This is a genomic window from Deinococcus aerius (genome assembly GCF_002897375.1).
GTDB classification, from domain to species: domain Bacteria; phylum Deinococcota; class Deinococci; order Deinococcales; family Deinococcaceae; genus Deinococcus; species Deinococcus aerius.
Map to the genome: position 1 here is coordinate 1 of NZ_BFAG01000039.1, position 817 is coordinate 817.

The following is an 817-nucleotide window of genomic DNA, read 5'->3' on the forward strand; positions in this document are numbered from 1 at the left end:
GATNTTCGGGGGGATCACCTACCAGAGTCGCCGTGCCGCCGGTGTTGCTCGCCAGCACGACCGCGATCAAGTACGGCAGCGGCTTCAGGCCTAGCCGGGTCACGACGGTCACGACGACAGGGGCCATGAACAGCACGGTGGTCACGTTGTCGAGAAAGGCGCTGAAGACGGCGGTGAGCAGGCTGAAGATCCACAGGACGCGGACGGGCATCGCCGCGTGTAAAGAGCATCGCGCGACGGGCCACCAGGTCGAAAAAGCCGCTGTGGCTCAGGACGTTGACGATGTTCATCATGCCGAAGAGGAGGAAGATGGTGTTGAAGTCGATGCTGTCCCAGGCCTGCTCGGGGGTGAGCAACCCGAGCACCATCACGGCGCACGCGCCCAGCAGGGCAGCGACCGTGCGGTGAACGTACTTCTCCAGCAGGATCATGACGTAGGTCAGGACGAAGAGGGCGACGGCGAGGATCGTCAGCGTGCCGTCACTGAGGTGCAGGCCGAGAACGTCGAGCAGGGTGTGGTGTTCAGTTTCAGGCATGGGTCATCCAAGAGTGGGGCCGGGGATCAGAGGAAGAGGTGGGCCAGGAGCAGCACCAAGAGGCCCGCGAGCAGCAGGGCGGCTGCGTAGCTGCCGATCAGGAGGGCCAGACCTCGCCAGTCCAGCGGTTCCTCACGCAGCTCTGGCGTCCGGGGGTCGTGGGATTCATCGGGTGGTTTCACGGATGCCCTCCTGGAGTGCTGTGCCTGCTGCCGGGATGACAAAAGAAAAGGAGGAGTCTGGTCGCAGACTCCTCCGAGTTCGGCGTATGGTCGCCGGAA

At 63.8% G+C, this 817-nt stretch carries 2 protein-coding genes and 1 pseudogene; all 3 read right to left on the minus strand.

Annotated elements, in window-relative coordinates:
- Nucleotides 1–211: SLC13 family permease (locus DAERI_RS23380; protein WP_369689486.1), on the minus strand; the 211-nt coding region annotated here is incomplete at its 3' end.
- Nucleotides 212–263: 52 nt separating this feature from the next.
- A pseudogene (locus DAERI_RS23385) lies at nt 264–536 on the minus strand (SLC13 family permease); the annotation flags it as partial.
- 26 nt (nt 537–562) lie between these two features.
- Nucleotides 563–718, minus strand: coding sequence for a hypothetical protein (locus DAERI_RS22530; RefSeq protein WP_165794334.1), 156 nt, complete (start codon nt 716–718; stop codon nt 563–565).
- Nucleotides 719–817 lie beyond the last annotated feature (99 nt).